We start from the raw sequence: 14,156 nt of genomic DNA on the forward strand, positions 1-14,156 counted from the left end.
CTGATCGAACCCCACACCGATGTGGCGGTCACCCAGTTGCGCGATCGCCGACGCATCGAGTGCAAGAGGCGCCTCTCGGCAATCGACGATGACGAAATCGTTTCCGAGCCCGTGCATCTTGCTGAAACGCAGGCCCATCCGAGCGTGCCGTCAGCGCGTCGCCGGCGGGGTCGCCTCGGCCGGTGCTGCCTGTGTGGCGGGAGCTGTCGGCGTCGGCTTGACCAAAGGGCCCTTGTTGCCGCAGCCGGCGAGGATCGAGGCGATCACGGCAATCGTCAGTGCATGGGAAACGGAGCGAAGCGGCATCGGGAATGTCCTGCGATGAACTGCGTGAAGTATAGCCGCCGTTCATTGCGGCGACGGGTATGCTTGTGGGCATGTCGCTGACCCCCTTCCTGTTGGGCCTGTATGGATTTGCATGCATCTGCCTGTTGCTGGCCATCGCGCAGGGGCGGCAGTCGCGCCTTCACTGGCGCACACGCCGACGTTTTGCAGCCGGTCATCGCGCACTCTGGGCACTGGTGTTCGTCCTGCTCGCGCTTCTTGGCGCATTCAGCGGAACCGCGCTCCTTGGCTATCGGCGGCTGACGTCGGAGGCACTGGTGGCGACTCTGGATGCACACAGCATCGGTCCGCAGCGGTATACCGTGGGGATCGAATTCCCGGACGGTACCCGCCGCGAGATCGATCTGGCGGGCGACGACTGGCAACTTGACGCCCGAGTGGTCAAATGGACGCCTTCGGCGGTGGTGATGGGGGCCGAACCGCTTTATCGCCTCGATCGCATCAACGGCCGCTACCATGCGATCGAGCAGGAACGCGCGATGCCAAAGAGTGCCGTTGCGCTGTCGGAGCACGTGCTACCGGACCTGTGGTCGCTCAAACGGCGCTTTCCACAGACCTTGGGATTCGTCGATGCCGACTACGGCAGTGCTGCGTATCTGCCGATGGTTGATGGCGGTCGTTACACGGTGACACTGGCCGCTGCCGGTGGCCTCGTGGCGCGCGCTGCGGATGCGGCAACGGCGGAAAAGCTGCAGTTGGCCGAGCGCGCCGAGTGACGCGACGCGGCTTCGGTCCGCTGGAGCATCAGGTCGTTTCGGCAAGCGCCTTCTGATAGCGGGTCGCGTCCGCGCCATCCTCGTAGTACGCCGTATGGACTCCAAAGGCGGTGAATCCGCGCTGTTCGTACAGCCGCTTCGCCGCGACGTTGTCAACGCGTACTTCCAGTCGCAGCCGCCTCAGTCCTCGCTGGCGGGCAGATTGCTCGACCGCGTCGAGGAGAAGCGCGCCAATCCCCACGCCTCGCTGGGCCGCCGCCACGGCGATCGAGTACACGCGCGCCAGGTTGCTCCGTCGACGATAAAACACCAGCGCGGCGCCGACGACGCGCCGATCGCGTATCGCGACCTGCACCTCGGCACTGGGACTGTCCAGATGACGTCGCCATTGCCGTTCGCTCATTCGGTCGGTGGTGAAACTGTCCTGCTCCAGACGCGCGATAGCGGGAAGATCGTTGCGATTCGCGCGTCGCACACCGATGCCCGTGGCGGGGACGCGAGACGACGACGACGTGTTGGACAGGGATGCGGGCACCGCGCGCACACTATTCCGGTGAACCGCTTGCCGCAATGCCTGGCAACCCTGTCGCCGCCGTCGACAACGAACCGTGAACGCTCGGCGCGGCGCACTGCTGGCCCGCGCACACGTGTGTCAGACTCCGCGCGGCTGGCCGACAGGGCCGCCGAGATCCGCGCCATTTCCGTGGTCCCCGCTGCGGCACGGTGCGGACCCCCTCCCCCTGAAACTTCGTGCAGGCGTTCCGCATGAGCCGGCTGGTCATCGTCGTCGAAAAAGCCTCCGACTGGGGCTCGTACTACCCATCCGACAACGTCGTCACGGCCCAGGATTACCTGAAGGAGCCGATCGGCGCGGACGACGAGCGCACGCAGGTGATCAACCTCTGCCGCAGTTACAAGTATCTGGGAACGGGTTATTACGTTTCGTTGCTCGCCGAAGCGCGAGGGCACAAGGTGATTCCGTCCGTGCGCGCGATCAACGACTTGCGCCGGCGCTCGCTGTACGGCCTCGACATCGAGGATCTCAACGCGAAGATCGGCAAGTTCCTGCCTGCTGGCGGACGCGACACGACCCATTTCGGCGTCCTGCTGTACTTTGGAGAGACCTCCTACCCTGCGCTGGAGGATCTCGCGCGGCAGGTTTTCGAGACCTTCCCGTGCCCGATCCTGCGTATCGAGTTCGAACGCGAACGCGTTTGGCAGATCGCGGCGATCAAGCCCAATGGACTGCACACTCTGTCCGACCCACAGGAAGATGCGTTTGCGCAGGCGCTCGACAAGTTCTCCAAGAAGCTCTGGCGTAAACCCCGCGCACGCAGGAAATTCCGCTTTGATCTGGCGATGCTGGTCGATCCGAACGACCCGATGCCGCCGTCGAACAAGCGCGCGCTCAAGCATTTCGTCGAGGCGGGCGCCGAACTCGGCATCGAAGTGGACACGCTGACGCGCAACGACTACAGCAAGCTTGCCGAGTACGATGGTCTCTTCATCCGCGAGACGACCGCCCTCGACAATCACACGTACCGCTTCGCGAACAAGGCGGAAAAAGAAGACATGGTGGTGATCGACGACCCGAGTTCGATCCTGAAATGCACCAACAAGATCTATCTTCACGACCTGATGAAGTCGCGCAAGCTGCCGACGCCGCGCACCGAGATCCTCTACCGCGACGAGCCGAAAAAGCTTGCAGAACTGCCTGAACTCCTGGGATTTCCGATCGTACTGAAGATTCCCGACGGGTCGTTCTCGCGCGGGATCGTCAAGGCGGAGAATGCCGAAGAATTGAGAGCGGCGGCGGAGGATCTCTTCCAGCATACCGCTCTGGTGCTGGCGCAGGAGTACATGTTCACCCAGTACGACTGGCGCATCGGCGTGCTCAACCGTGAGCCCCTGTATGCGTGCAAGTATTTCATGTCACGCGGACACTGGCAGATCTACAACCACGGCGCGAAGGGCGCCGCGAAATCCGGCGGCTTTGAAACGCTGCCGGTGCGCGAAGCGCCGTCCGACATCGTCAAACTCGCGTTGCGCGCAACCGCGCCGATCGGTGATGGCCTGTATGGCGTCGATCTCAAGCAGGACGGCGATCGCACGGTGATCATCGAAGTCAATGACAACCCGTCGATCGACGCTGGCGTCGAGGACGCGTATCTCGGCGACGATCTGTACCGCCGCATCATGGACGAGTTCCTGCGTCGCATGGAGCGCAAGCGGCTCGGCCACCGCGGCTGAGGACCGGTGCAATCATGGACGATGCACCTGCGCGATCAACATCGACGACCGCGCTTGCGGTGTGCGTCGCGCTTTGCGCGCTTGCTTTCATCGCCATTCCGGCGTGGGAACTGATCGTTCCCGGTCCATTCGACTGGCATATCCAGACGCCGCAATTCTGGCAGGGCGGCATCGAGGCGCTCATTCTCGTTGCACTGGTGAGCACAGGATTCGCCCTCAACAGTGGCGTGTCGCTATTGGTGCTTGTTGCGCTTCCCTCCGCACTGTATCTGCGCCGCCACGCCGTCGATGCCTCCTTGCTCGTCGATGTGCTGTATCTCGAAGTCGTGATCGGCGTCGGCATGTGCGCGCGCCGGCTGATGCGCCAGCCGGCGCCCGCTTCGTCCGCTGATTACGTTCTCGCATTCGCAACCGGTTTCGCGATCTGGAGCGTGCTCGCATGGGCAATTTCTGCCGTAAATCTGGGTTCGCCGAAACAGTTGGGCTGGTTGACGACCGCGCTGGCGCTTCCTGCGGCTCTGGCCGGGCATCGCCCGCTGATCGCTTACCTGTGGAAGCGGGTGCGATCCCAATTGCGTGCGGATCGGATCTGGTGCGGCATGCTCGGCGCATGGCTGCTCGTCCTGTTTGCACGCAGCCGCGTCGCGATTTACGCCGATGCCCCGTGGTACGGACTGCGCGGGCCGTATGTCCTGGTGCCCGGACATTCAGCCTATGAACCGCTCGCCCTCACCTCGCCGGTGTACTACTACCCGAAGATCTACGAATTGTTCCTGTTGCCGCTGAGCGTGCTGCGCGACTACAGCGTGATCGACGCCATGTCGATCCTCATGCTGCTGATGCTGCTGCTCGTTTGCCGACTGCTGATGCGTGAGATGGCGACGCCGGACCGCGTGCAGCTGCCCCTACTTGCGCTGGTCGCGACGCTGCCTGCATTTGCAAACATTTCCACATCGCCGACGCCAGACGTGTTCTCGTCGATGTTCGTCATTCTCGCCGCGTTGTTCGCGCTGAAGATCGTGCGTCAACCTTCCGCGATTGGGTTCGCGTGGATGATTTCCGCGATTGCAATCGGATGCAGCGGGAAGCTCACCGCGATTCCTTTCTGCGGAATGCTGCTGGTGGCGACTCTCGTCGCTGCCGCCCTCGGTCCGGGGGATCGGGCGATCCCTGACGAACCGCAACCGTCCGCCGCTTTTGCGTGGCTGACGTTCGCCGTGGCGACAGTTGCTGCTCTGTTCGTGCACGCCCGCACGTTGCTGCTCGCGGGGCTGCCCACCATCGGGCCGGATCCGTTGTTCAAGCTGTGGCTGGCGCTCGGTTTCAAATTAAAGGATCCCGTCGGCACGCTCAACTGGACGAATGCGCAGAATTGGCGGGACGTGCCCTCGCTGCTATTCGACGGGCTGTTCGCTCCACAGCAGCTCACCCACATCATCATCATGTGGACTGGCAACGTCTGGCTTTGGTTTGGCCTGATCGTGTTCGCGGGCGCGCTGATCGGACGGAAGTCTCAACCCGCCGCACCGATCCGCTGGCCGCTGATTGGATTGATGGTGACGGGCGTCGGGCTCGCGGTGGGCAACCGTTATCTGGTGCGCGGCGGCGACGGGCACTACTTCCTTGCAGCGCTCGTGCCGGCGATTCTTTGCGGTGGCACCGCAGCATGGGTTCGCGTGAATCGCGTACCCGTATTGCAAGCCACCATTCTCGCGTGCATTCCGGCCTTTGCGCTCTTCCAGGCGACCTACTCGTTTGCAAGCGGTTCGTGGTCCCAGGGCACGCGGTCATTCGATCTGGCTTTTTCGAAGTCGGCGCGCGATACCCGCACGAAGCGCATGACATTCGTCGACTACTACGGCCTTTCGCAGATTTCGGACTTTCTAGGGACCTTGCCGCGCAATGCGCGTATTACAGGCGCAATCGAGCCGGCGTTGCACGGTTGGCTGCCCGCGCGCTACGAAGACCTGGGCGTCATTCGCGATTCGCGCCCGGAATACACGCGTGAACCTGCGAGCATCCGCCACTGGCTGAGGACGCAGCATATCGATGCGTTGATCCTCCCGCTGTCGGGAACGCTTGATCTCCATCGGCTGACTGTCGCGCTGGAGTTCACGCAAACCGCCGAACAGCTGGCGTCCATTCCAGGTGTGCATCGGCTTGAAGATCGCCGCTACTACTTGCTTGATCTGCGGGACGTGGCGCCGATGGACCTCGATCCGCCCGATTCAACAGCGGAACCCAGAATCCCGATGGAACGACAAGGCCGCGACTGAAAGCGCCGCGATGCGTCCTTCTTCACGCGGCGCGACGCGTTCGACGCGCCTGGGTCGGACTTGCCTGCGACCGGATCCCTTTGCAAGTGCGCACCATTCGTTGGACGTGCCTGCGGGAAAGCCAGATCAGATCCAGCGCCGGCGCGATCACGAGCCAGAACGGCAACGTGGCTCCGAGCAGTCCACCTCCACGCGCCGACGGGACGAAAACCATCAACACAAAGCCGATCGCCATCCACACCAACAGCACGTGATGTGCGAATGTCGCCGACCGGGCGCGCAGACGCGAGAGGGATGGAAATGGGCGCAGGAATGCACTCGGCTGCCGTTCGGATGCGGTGGGAGCGACAAATGGTGCGACGAACATGGAACACCTCCGACGATCATGGGAGCGGCACCATGAGTGTCATGGATCTCAGAAGCTGCGACGACAGCGGCGGGATCCCGCACCCGTGGCCGGTCCACGCCACACGCATGGCATAATTACGTTCGTCTGGATGGAGTGTGCGTGGAAGATCACGGCTTTCTTCAATATGCGGTTGTCCTGCTTCTGGCCACCGTCATTGCCGTGCCGCTGGCGAAGCGCTGGCGCCTCGGAGCCGTGCTCGGATACCTGGGCGCCGGTGCGCTGATCGGCCCGTCCGGCTTGCGTCTGATCGGCAACACCGAACAGATTGCGCAGGCATCCGAATTCGGCGTCGTGCTGATGCTGTTCGTGATCGGCATGGAGGTGTCGCCGCAGCGTCTGTGGGTGATGCGCAGGAGCGTGTTCGGATCCGGCAGCGCGCAGGTCGGCCTCACAGCCGCTCTGATCGGCATGACTGCGGTGATGCTCGGACTGGAATGGAAAGGCGCGCTCATCGTCGGACTCGGACTCGCGCTGTCGTCCACCGCGATCGACCTCCAACTGCTGGCCGAACGCAAGGAGTTGACCAGTGCGCATGGACGTCTCGGGTTCGCGATGCTGCTGTTCCAGGATGTGGCCGCGATTCCCATCCTCGCGCTGATTCCGATTCTCGGTGGCACGCAGACCGGTTCGTCCGATGGCGGCGGCGAATTGCTGGCAGGACTGCGGGTGATCTTGACCATCGCGCTGGTGGTTGTTGGCGGGCGGTATCTGCTTCGTCCGATGTTCCGGGCCGCTGCGAAAGTCGGCACGCCGGAGGTGTTCACCGCAACTGCGTTGCTGGTGGTGATCGGCACCGCGTGGCTGATGCAGCTGGTCGGCATCTCGATGTCGCTCGGTGCATTCCTCGCCGGCGTGCTGCTGGCCGATTCGGAATACCGGCACGAAATCGAGGCGCAGATCGAACCCTTCCGCGGCTTGCTGCTCGGGCTCTTCTTCATCAGTGTCGGCATGTCGCTCGACGTGAAGATGGCGATGGGCAACCCGCAGCTCGTTGGTGCGTTGCTGTTCGGCTTGTTGTCGATCAAGGCGCTGGTGCTTTACGGCGTGGCACGCTTCGGAGCGCGCGAGGACAACGGTCAAGCGGTCGCACTCGCCGCGCTGCTCGCTCAGGGTGGTGAATTCGGTTTCGTGGTCTTCAATCTGGCCGCCGGCAACGCGCTGATCAGCACCGAACACCGCGACCTCGCGGTTCTCGTCATCACGTTGTCGATGGCGGCAACGCCGTTGCTCGTACGCCTGCGTGCCGAAGTCGCGCCAGCCGGCAAGGTCAAGCCGGTGCGCGAATTCGACAAGATGGATGCCGAGACGCCGCGTGTGATCATCGCCGGCATGGGCCGCGTCGGGCAGATCGTTGCGCGCATGCTCAACGCGAACCGCATTCCATTCACCGCGCTGGAAGCGGATCCCGAACAGGTCGATTTCATGCGGCAATTCGGCAATACGGTGTTCTTCGGCGACGCTTCGCGCCTTGATCTGCTGCGTGCGGCGCAGGCGGACAAGGCCGAGATCTTCGTACTGGCGACCGAGGATCCGGAATCCAACGTGCGCACGGCGCGCTTGCTCAAGCGGCATTTTCCGCACCTGAAGGTGTTCGCACGCGCGCGCAACCGCAATCACGTGTTCAAGCTGATGGACCTCAACATCGACGACATCGTGCGGGACACGTTTTTCTCCAGCCTGGAACTCTCGCGCCATGTGTTCGAGGCGCTGGGCTACGACAAGGCAACCGCGGCGGACTACGTCGAACGCTTCCGCGAGCATGACGAGCGCGTGCTCGCGAACCAGTATCCGGTTTACGACGATGAGGCTGCGTTGCTGCAGTCGGCCAGGGAATCGCGCGCCGACCTCGAGCGCCTGTTCCAGGCAGACGTTGCGCGCGACGCGAAGACCTGACGTGCGCGGCTATGCGCTCGCCGACGTCGACCTCACGAGTTTCGATCGTCAGCTCACCATCCGCTGCCGCGTTCAGCGACCGGACCGTTACCGGCTGATCGATGCGCTGCCCACGGACGCGCCGCGGATTGCGCGGGGCAGCGGTGTTTCGTATGTCGGTGCCAGTTTTGGAGGCGATGCGATTACCCAGGATCTCGGGGCGTTCGACCGACTGCTGGGCTTCGATCCGCAGACCGGCCGTCTCGCGCTCGAAGCAGGGGCGCGCATCGGCGATGTCCAGCGCTTCGCACTGGCGCATGGCTGGTACGTTGCCGTTTCGCCCGGCCACCCCGGTGCGACCATCGGCGGCTGTATCGCGGCCGATGTCCACGGGAAGAATCCGGCGCGCGACGGCACGTTCCGGTCGATCGTCGACGCGATCGAGGTCAGCACGCCTGAGGGCGGGAGTGTGGTCGCGAGCGCAAGTCGCCATCCGGAGCTTTTCGCCGCGACATTTGCAGGATTCGGGCTTACCGGCACGATCACGCGGGCGACGATGCAGCTGGCGCGCCCACCCGCGTCGCTGGTGCTACGCCGAATTCCCGTGCGCAACTTCGTGGAAGCCGCTCGCGTGCTGCGCGAAGCGGCGAATGCGCCGCTTCTGTACGGCTGGCACGAAGGGAGTCCAGCACATTTTGGCCGAGGCGTCATTCGCGTGGGGCTCGCCAGCGACGTCACCGATGCGCGTCAGGACCCCCTCCCATCTGGCACACGTGATCTGCCCGACTCCATCCAGCCTTGGCCGTTCGCTGTTTGGAACCGCAGTGGAATCGCACTGGCGAACAGCTGGCTCCGACTGCGTTGGTGTCGCGCGGGCCAGTCGAGCCTGCCGTTGGCAAGCGCATTGTTTCCGTTGAACGACGCCCGCTTCTATTTCGCGGCGTATGGCTCGGCCGGACTGGCCGAAGCGCAGTGGCTGCTGCCGCATGTTCGCTTCGAATCCTTTGCAGAAGCGCTCGCCGGGCTCGTCGCTCGCAGCAAGCCACGTATCGCAATGATCGCCAGCAAGGCATTCGCTGGCGTTGCTCATGGATTCTCGTTTGACGGCGACGGGATTGCGCTCGCGATCCAGATTCCCGCGCCAGCGGAACCGTCGCAACGGGCCTTCCTCGAGTCTCTGGCCGAGCTGGGCGTCGGTCACGGCGGGCGACCGAACCTGATCAAGGACTCGACGCTCGATGCGTCCATTGCGCGGCGCGCGATCGCAGGTTTCGAGGACGTCCGCTCCCGACTCGCGCTGCACAATGATGGCGGCATGCACCGTTCGGCTCTCTCAATGAGACTGGGCCTGTGACAGCGGTCATTGTCGGGGCCTCAAGCGGTCTCGGTCGCGCGCTCGCGTCGGAACTCGCATCGCGCGGCGGCGACCTGCTGATCGTCGCGTCGGACCCACGCGACCTGGAGGCCATTGCCGCGGATCTCTCGCTGCGCCACGGGATCAACGTGCGTGGCGTGGCCATGGATGTCGGCATCGAAGCCAATCCGTCCGCGCGAATCCTCACGGCCCTCGAGGGAATGTCGCCAATCACGGGCCTGCTTCTGCCGATCGGCGTATCGCGCGAGGATGACGACGGAACGCTGGACGCGCGCGGCATTGGTCAACTGCTTGCGATCAACCTGCACGCGCCGCTGGCGATCGTGCACGGCTTGCTTGCGCAGTTGCTGCAGACGCGCGGTGTGGTGGTGCTGTTCGGAAGCATCGCGTCGATTCGCGGACGTGGACGCAACATCGTGTATGCGAGTGCGAAGCGGGGTCTGATTTCGCTCTACGAAAGCCTGCGTCAGCGCTATCGGCCCGACGAACTGCGCGTGCAGTTTTACCAGCTGGGCTTTCTTGCAACCAACCTCACGTACGGCATGCGCTTGCCCATGCGCGCGCTCGATCCGGCGTCGGTGGCGAAGACGGTGGCGCGCCGAATCGGCGGGCGGTCGGCGTTCCGGCATGTTCCGCGACGATGGCGCAGTCTGTCGATCGTGCTACGCGCATTGCCGTGGACGGTGTATCGACACATCCGCAATTGACAGCGGATCGGCGTGATCCAGAAGAGTTCGCGATGGAATTGCGCTGAAAGGCTGCGCGCGCCTTGGCGGGTCGTTCAGTCCGGCGCGCGAGCAGGGCGCCGCAACGTCTGGCGCGCGGTGGGCAGCGACGAATGGCGCACGTTGCCGAGTTCGGCGGCGACGTCGACGTAGCCAAGCAGACCGGCGACATCGGCGGCGCTGCGATCGAATCCGTCGACGAGGTCGAGCGGTGCGCCATGCGCCTTGAGAAGGCGCGCGCAGCCGTACAAGCCGTGCAGGGCGCATGCATGCAAAGCGCTCACTCCACGCTGGTCCTGCGCGTCAACGCGCGCGCCGCGCTCCAGCAGGAATTCCGCCAGTCGCAGAAGATGTTCGGCATCGCAACGTGTGCCGGGTTGCGCGCGCGCGCCCAACAGGAGCAGGAGCGCGTCCTGACCGCGCGCGTTGCGACCATCGAGACGCGCTCCGCAACGCAGCAACAATTCCAGCAATGAGCGCGAACCGGGCGTGTCACGGCTCTCGAAAGCGTGTTGCGAGGCCGCGTGCAGCGGTGCCGTCCCTTGGTCATCGACCGCGTTGGCATCCGCACCAGCTTCAAGAAGTGCTTCGGCGATGCGCATTTGGCCCAGCGCGGCGGCGAGAATCAGCGGAGTTCCACCACCTGCGAGACGCGTGTCGGCAGCGATGCCATGACTGAGCAGCGTCCGCACAACGCCTTCCTGCTTCGCGTTGACGGCTGCCGCAAGGCAATGCATGCCCGATCGGGCGACGTGATTCGGATCGGCGCCCGCCGCGAGGAGTCGAACGACCAGTGATGTGTGGCCGGATCCGGACGCGCGGATGAGCGCGGTTGCACCTTGGGCGTCTTCGGCTTCGGCTGGAAATCCAAGCAGCAGGAGGCGGTCAACCGCTTCGATGTCGCCTTGCGCTGCGGCGGACGGAAGATCCGACGCACGCAGCGCGCGCAAAGGGAGTTTCCAGACGGGCCAATTGAGCCAGCGCGCGAATTCCAGTTGCGTACTGGCCAGCGCGAACCCCAGCGCCGTTTCCCCGTTGGCGGTCGCGATTTCGGGATTGGCCCCCGCGCGCAGCAGCAATTGCACCAGTTCAAGAGCGGATGGTGATGACACGTTCAGCGCGAGATGCAGCGGTGTACGACCCAGCGCATCGCGCGCATTGGGGTCTGCGCCCCGCTCAATCAACTGGATAGCAAACGCGACGTCGCCGAGAGCGCACGCAATGTGAAGCGCGGTGCGATCAGCGGATGCGCCTGCGCACCAGTCGCCACCGCGCTGGAGCGCGTCCCATGCCACGGACCGAAGCGGATCGAACGGCTCGTGTGGCTGGGCGTGGCCGAGCAGGCGCGCGATGGTTCCTGCGCCGCACACGGAGATGCCGCGGTCCATGACTTCTCGAAGTGCAGCGCAGGTGTCGGGCAGTCCTTCCACCAGCGCGTCCGTCAGCGACCGACCGTCGGACAGGAGTGTGGCACCGTCCATGCCGTGGTTCATCAGCCAGGTGCGCGCGAGCACGTGGTCGGGATCCGACAACTCGAAATACAAGTCCACCAGCGCATTGGCCGGCCAATCCTTGAGGACGCCGACAAACTCCGCGGCGACATTCCAGTGACCGAATCTCAGCGCATCGAGCAGGTGATCGGTACTGGCCGTATGAAGCGGTGGTGAGTCCCTGTCCAGGCTACTCGGCAGCGGGTAGGCCGGATCGAGCAGCGCGACAATGTGCCATCGGCCGGCCGCGGCGGCATGCTCGAGCGCTCGCTTGCCGTCGGCACCCGCGCGAGTGCGATCGGCGCCCAGTCCCAGCAGCGCGCGCACTGCGTCTTCACTTGCGTGCCGCGACTGGCACGCGATGATCAGCGCCGTGCGGCCGCTGGCATCGGTGAGGTCCGGATCCGCTTTGCGCTTTCCCAGCGAGTGGATCGCCGCAACGGCACCGAATCGCGCGGCCTCCATCAACGCGGTCGTCCCGCGGTGGTCGACGAGATCGGGACTCGCACCAGCGGCGAGAAGTGTTTCGACAATGCGCGAATGTCCCGCGAGCGCGGCCGCCATCAGCGCGGTGCGTTCCAAAGGCGCCCTGATATCCACATGTGCCCTGTGCTTCAACAGCATCCGCACGCCGGCGGGATCATCGTCGGAGCCGCTCGCGGCAGCCACGAGAGCAGGATGTGCGCGATCCAGTTCGACATTGGCGCCGCGATCGATCAGGAAGGCGGCCACGTCCCAGTTGGCGTGGCTGCAGGCAATGCCAAGTGCACTCGCACCATCGGCGTTGATCGCGTTCAATTCTGCGCCGGCGTCAACCAGGAGTGCCGCCACGATGGGCTCGTCACTGCGCGAGGCATGATGGAGGGGAGCATTGCCCGCGGCGTCGGCAATGCGAGCGTCGGCGCCATTCGCGAGCAACGTCGTCACCGCCTCTGGGCGTCCCCGGTAGCTGTCCCGTGTCGCTGCGATCAGCGGGGTGGAACCTCCGCACGTTCGATTGACGTCGGCCCCTTTCGCAATCAGGGCGCGCAACAGACGCGTGTCGGGAAGCGCCACCGCAATCATCATCGGGCTTCGCTGGTCACGCAGGTCCTGCCCCGGCGATGCGTCGGGATCGGCGCCACGATCAAGCGCCGCAAGGGCTAAAGCGACCTGTCCTGAATGCGCCGCGCACAAGAGCGTGGCATCGAGTTCGCTGCGGCTGATGCTGTCGGGCAGAACAGAACGTTCGTCTCCCGTGGATTCGATCAGTGCGGCCTGCTCGGAGCTCTCGGTATCCGCTCGGTCGTGCGCCCGGGCCATCAGGGCGCGCAAGCAGCGATTGACCAGCACGCCATGCAGCAAGGGAACGAGAATCAACGCGTAGATGGCGATGGCGACAATGCGAATTTCGCCGGCAAGCAAGCCGCCAACACCCGCGATCGCGAGCGCGACGGCGTTGAGTAACAGGAGGCTGGCGTTTGCCGGCAAGCCATAAGCAAGGAAGAGATCGTGTTCGGTCGTCAGATGTCTGGCAAATGCGAGACATCGGCGCAGGGCGCATGAAAGCCATGATCCACGTTCGTCGCCGCACGGATACGCGTCGTCCCACACAAACGGAAGGGCGAAAGCAGGCCATACCCGCCACGCCAGAAAGAGAGCCGCAGCCAGCGTGGCTGAAAGCAGCAATGCGGAGACCAGCGAACCATCGCGGGCGACCCACCATGCCGGTCCGGCGAGGAGAGCTGCAACCGTGGCGATATAGGCGCTTGACAGGACGAAGTAGGAAAGTCCGTGGCGGGCGATGCTTCTCCAGAAGCTCGACTCGAGTCCGAAGCCGAGTGCGTTGCAGATGGCTGTCATCGCGATCGCATTGCCAAGCAACAGCAAAATGAGCGAAAGCGGGTGATCAATCACCATGACGAGCGCGAAAAGGCACCAGGCCGGCAGAAGATTGCGGAATGCCGAAAGGTACTGGAAGGGGTGATTGACGGCGCGTCGGGACATTCGCGGCTGCACTCGGATTTCGCGGCCACACCGCGCTGGCTCAAGTATATCGACGCTGGCGTTTCCTGCGGCGAGTCGTGCTCCAGATCACCTGCAGGGAACCTTGTGAACACGGAATGGTTGGTGGAAATCCACAGGCTGCGCTTTCACGTCGAAGGCCGCTTCGATTGCTGTGGCGACGGGGATCGAAGCGGGGTAGTGAACGCGACTCCGCCGAACCGGCAGTCGCTGCGGATTGTGGTCCAGGTCCAGAATTCGGATGGACAGTCGAACGCGGCTTGTTCCGACTCACGCAATCGGAGCGCGGTGATGCGGCGGTGCAAGTGATTGCCCGTGAGCGCTCCGGCTGGCCCGTTGCTCAAAAAGCCGCAGTAACCTCTTGGCGGTCACAGCTGCGCGACCGCTTCTGCTCGAATAGCGGGCGATGACCTTTTGCAGTTCGCGCAGCGCGCAAACGGCACAAAGGCGAACGCTCCCCCATGACTGGGAGAGCGTTCTGATAAAGCCCTTGGCGATGACCTGTTGCAGTTCGCGCTGCGCGCAAACGGCACAAAGGCGAACGCTCCCCCATGACTGGGAGAGCGTTCTGATAAAGCCCCTGGCGATGACCTACTCTTGCATGGCTTAAGCCACACTACCATCGGCGCAGCTGCGTTTCACTTCCGAGTTCGGGATGGGATCGGGTGGGACCACAGCGCTAATTTCACCAGGG

Annotated in this window: 9 protein-coding genes, 1 rRNA gene and 1 pseudogene; 6 read left to right on the plus strand and 5 right to left on the minus strand. The window is 64.0% G+C overall.

What is annotated here, in order from left to right; all coding sequences use genetic code 11:
* A pseudogene (locus ABIV12_RS12670) lies at positions 1-138 on the minus strand (diaminopimelate epimerase); the annotation flags it as partial.
* 12 nt (positions 139-150) lie between these two features.
* The gene (locus tag ABIV12_RS12675) at positions 151-306 is read right to left on the minus strand and encodes a lipoprotein (RefSeq protein ID WP_348059823.1); all 156 of its coding nucleotides are present in this window, start codon (positions 304-306) and stop codon (positions 151-153) included.
* A 71-nt stretch (positions 307-377) separates the two neighbouring features.
* Between ABIV12_RS12675 and ABIV12_RS12680 the strand changes: the two genes are divergently transcribed.
* Positions 378-1,061, plus strand: coding sequence for a hypothetical protein (locus ABIV12_RS12680; RefSeq protein WP_348059827.1), 684 nt, complete (start codon positions 378-380; stop codon positions 1,059-1,061).
* Positions 1,062-1,089: 28 nt separating this feature from the next.
* Here ABIV12_RS12680 and rimI read toward each other — a convergent pair whose 3' ends face one another.
* On the minus strand, positions 1,090-1,596 hold the full coding sequence (gene rimI, locus ABIV12_RS12685; RefSeq protein ID WP_348059829.1) for a ribosomal protein S18-alanine N-acetyltransferase: 507 nt from the start codon (positions 1,594-1,596) through the stop codon (positions 1,090-1,092).
* A gap of 230 nt (positions 1,597-1,826) precedes the next feature.
* Here rimI and ABIV12_RS12690 point away from each other — a divergent pair, with 230 nt between their 5' ends.
* From ABIV12_RS12690 to ABIV12_RS12710, 5 genes are all read left to right on the plus strand, one after another.
* Positions 1,827-3,311 carry a RimK family protein gene (locus ABIV12_RS12690; protein WP_348059831.1) on the plus strand — a complete coding sequence of 495 codons (1,485 nt, stop codon included), beginning with the start codon at positions 1,827-1,829 and terminating at the stop codon, positions 3,309-3,311.
* A 14-nt stretch (positions 3,312-3,325) separates the two neighbouring features.
* Positions 3,326-5,587, plus strand: a complete 2,262-nt coding sequence (locus ABIV12_RS12695) for a hypothetical protein (protein ID WP_348059832.1) — start codon at positions 3,326-3,328, stop codon at positions 5,585-5,587.
* 508 nt (positions 5,588-6,095) lie between these two features.
* The gene (locus tag ABIV12_RS12700) at positions 6,096-7,889 is read left to right on the plus strand and encodes a monovalent cation:proton antiporter-2 (CPA2) family protein (protein WP_348059834.1); all 1,794 of its coding nucleotides are present in this window, start codon (positions 6,096-6,098) and stop codon (positions 7,887-7,889) included.
* A gap of 1 nt (position 7,890) precedes the next feature.
* Positions 7,891-9,222 carry an FAD-binding oxidoreductase gene (locus tag ABIV12_RS12705; protein WP_348059836.1) on the plus strand — a complete coding sequence of 444 codons (1,332 nt, stop codon included), beginning with the start codon at positions 7,891-7,893 and terminating at the stop codon, positions 9,220-9,222.
* Positions 9,219-9,950 (plus strand): SDR family NAD(P)-dependent oxidoreductase, encoded by a 732-nt coding sequence (locus ABIV12_RS12710; protein WP_348059838.1) that lies wholly within the window; start codon positions 9,219-9,221, stop codon positions 9,948-9,950. Before ABIV12_RS12705 ends, ABIV12_RS12710 begins: the two co-directional genes overlap by 4 nt.
* Positions 9,951-10,024: 74 nt before the next feature.
* Here the strand turns inward: ABIV12_RS12710 and ABIV12_RS12715 are convergent, their stop codons facing one another.
* Both ABIV12_RS12715 and rrf read right to left on the minus strand, forming a co-directional pair.
* Positions 10,025-13,444, minus strand: a complete 3,420-nt coding sequence (locus tag ABIV12_RS12715; protein WP_348059840.1) for an ankyrin repeat domain-containing protein — start codon at positions 13,442-13,444, stop codon at positions 10,025-10,027.
* A gap of 596 nt (positions 13,445-14,040) precedes the next feature.
* A 5S ribosomal RNA gene (rrf, locus tag ABIV12_RS12720) occupies positions 14,041-14,155 on the minus strand.
* Position 14,156: the final 1 nt, after the last annotated feature.

Origin of the sequence: Dokdonella sp. (assembly GCF_039926425.1) — a bacterium.
In the GTDB taxonomy this organism is placed as follows: Bacteria; Pseudomonadota; Gammaproteobacteria; order Xanthomonadales; family Rhodanobacteraceae; genus Dokdonella_A.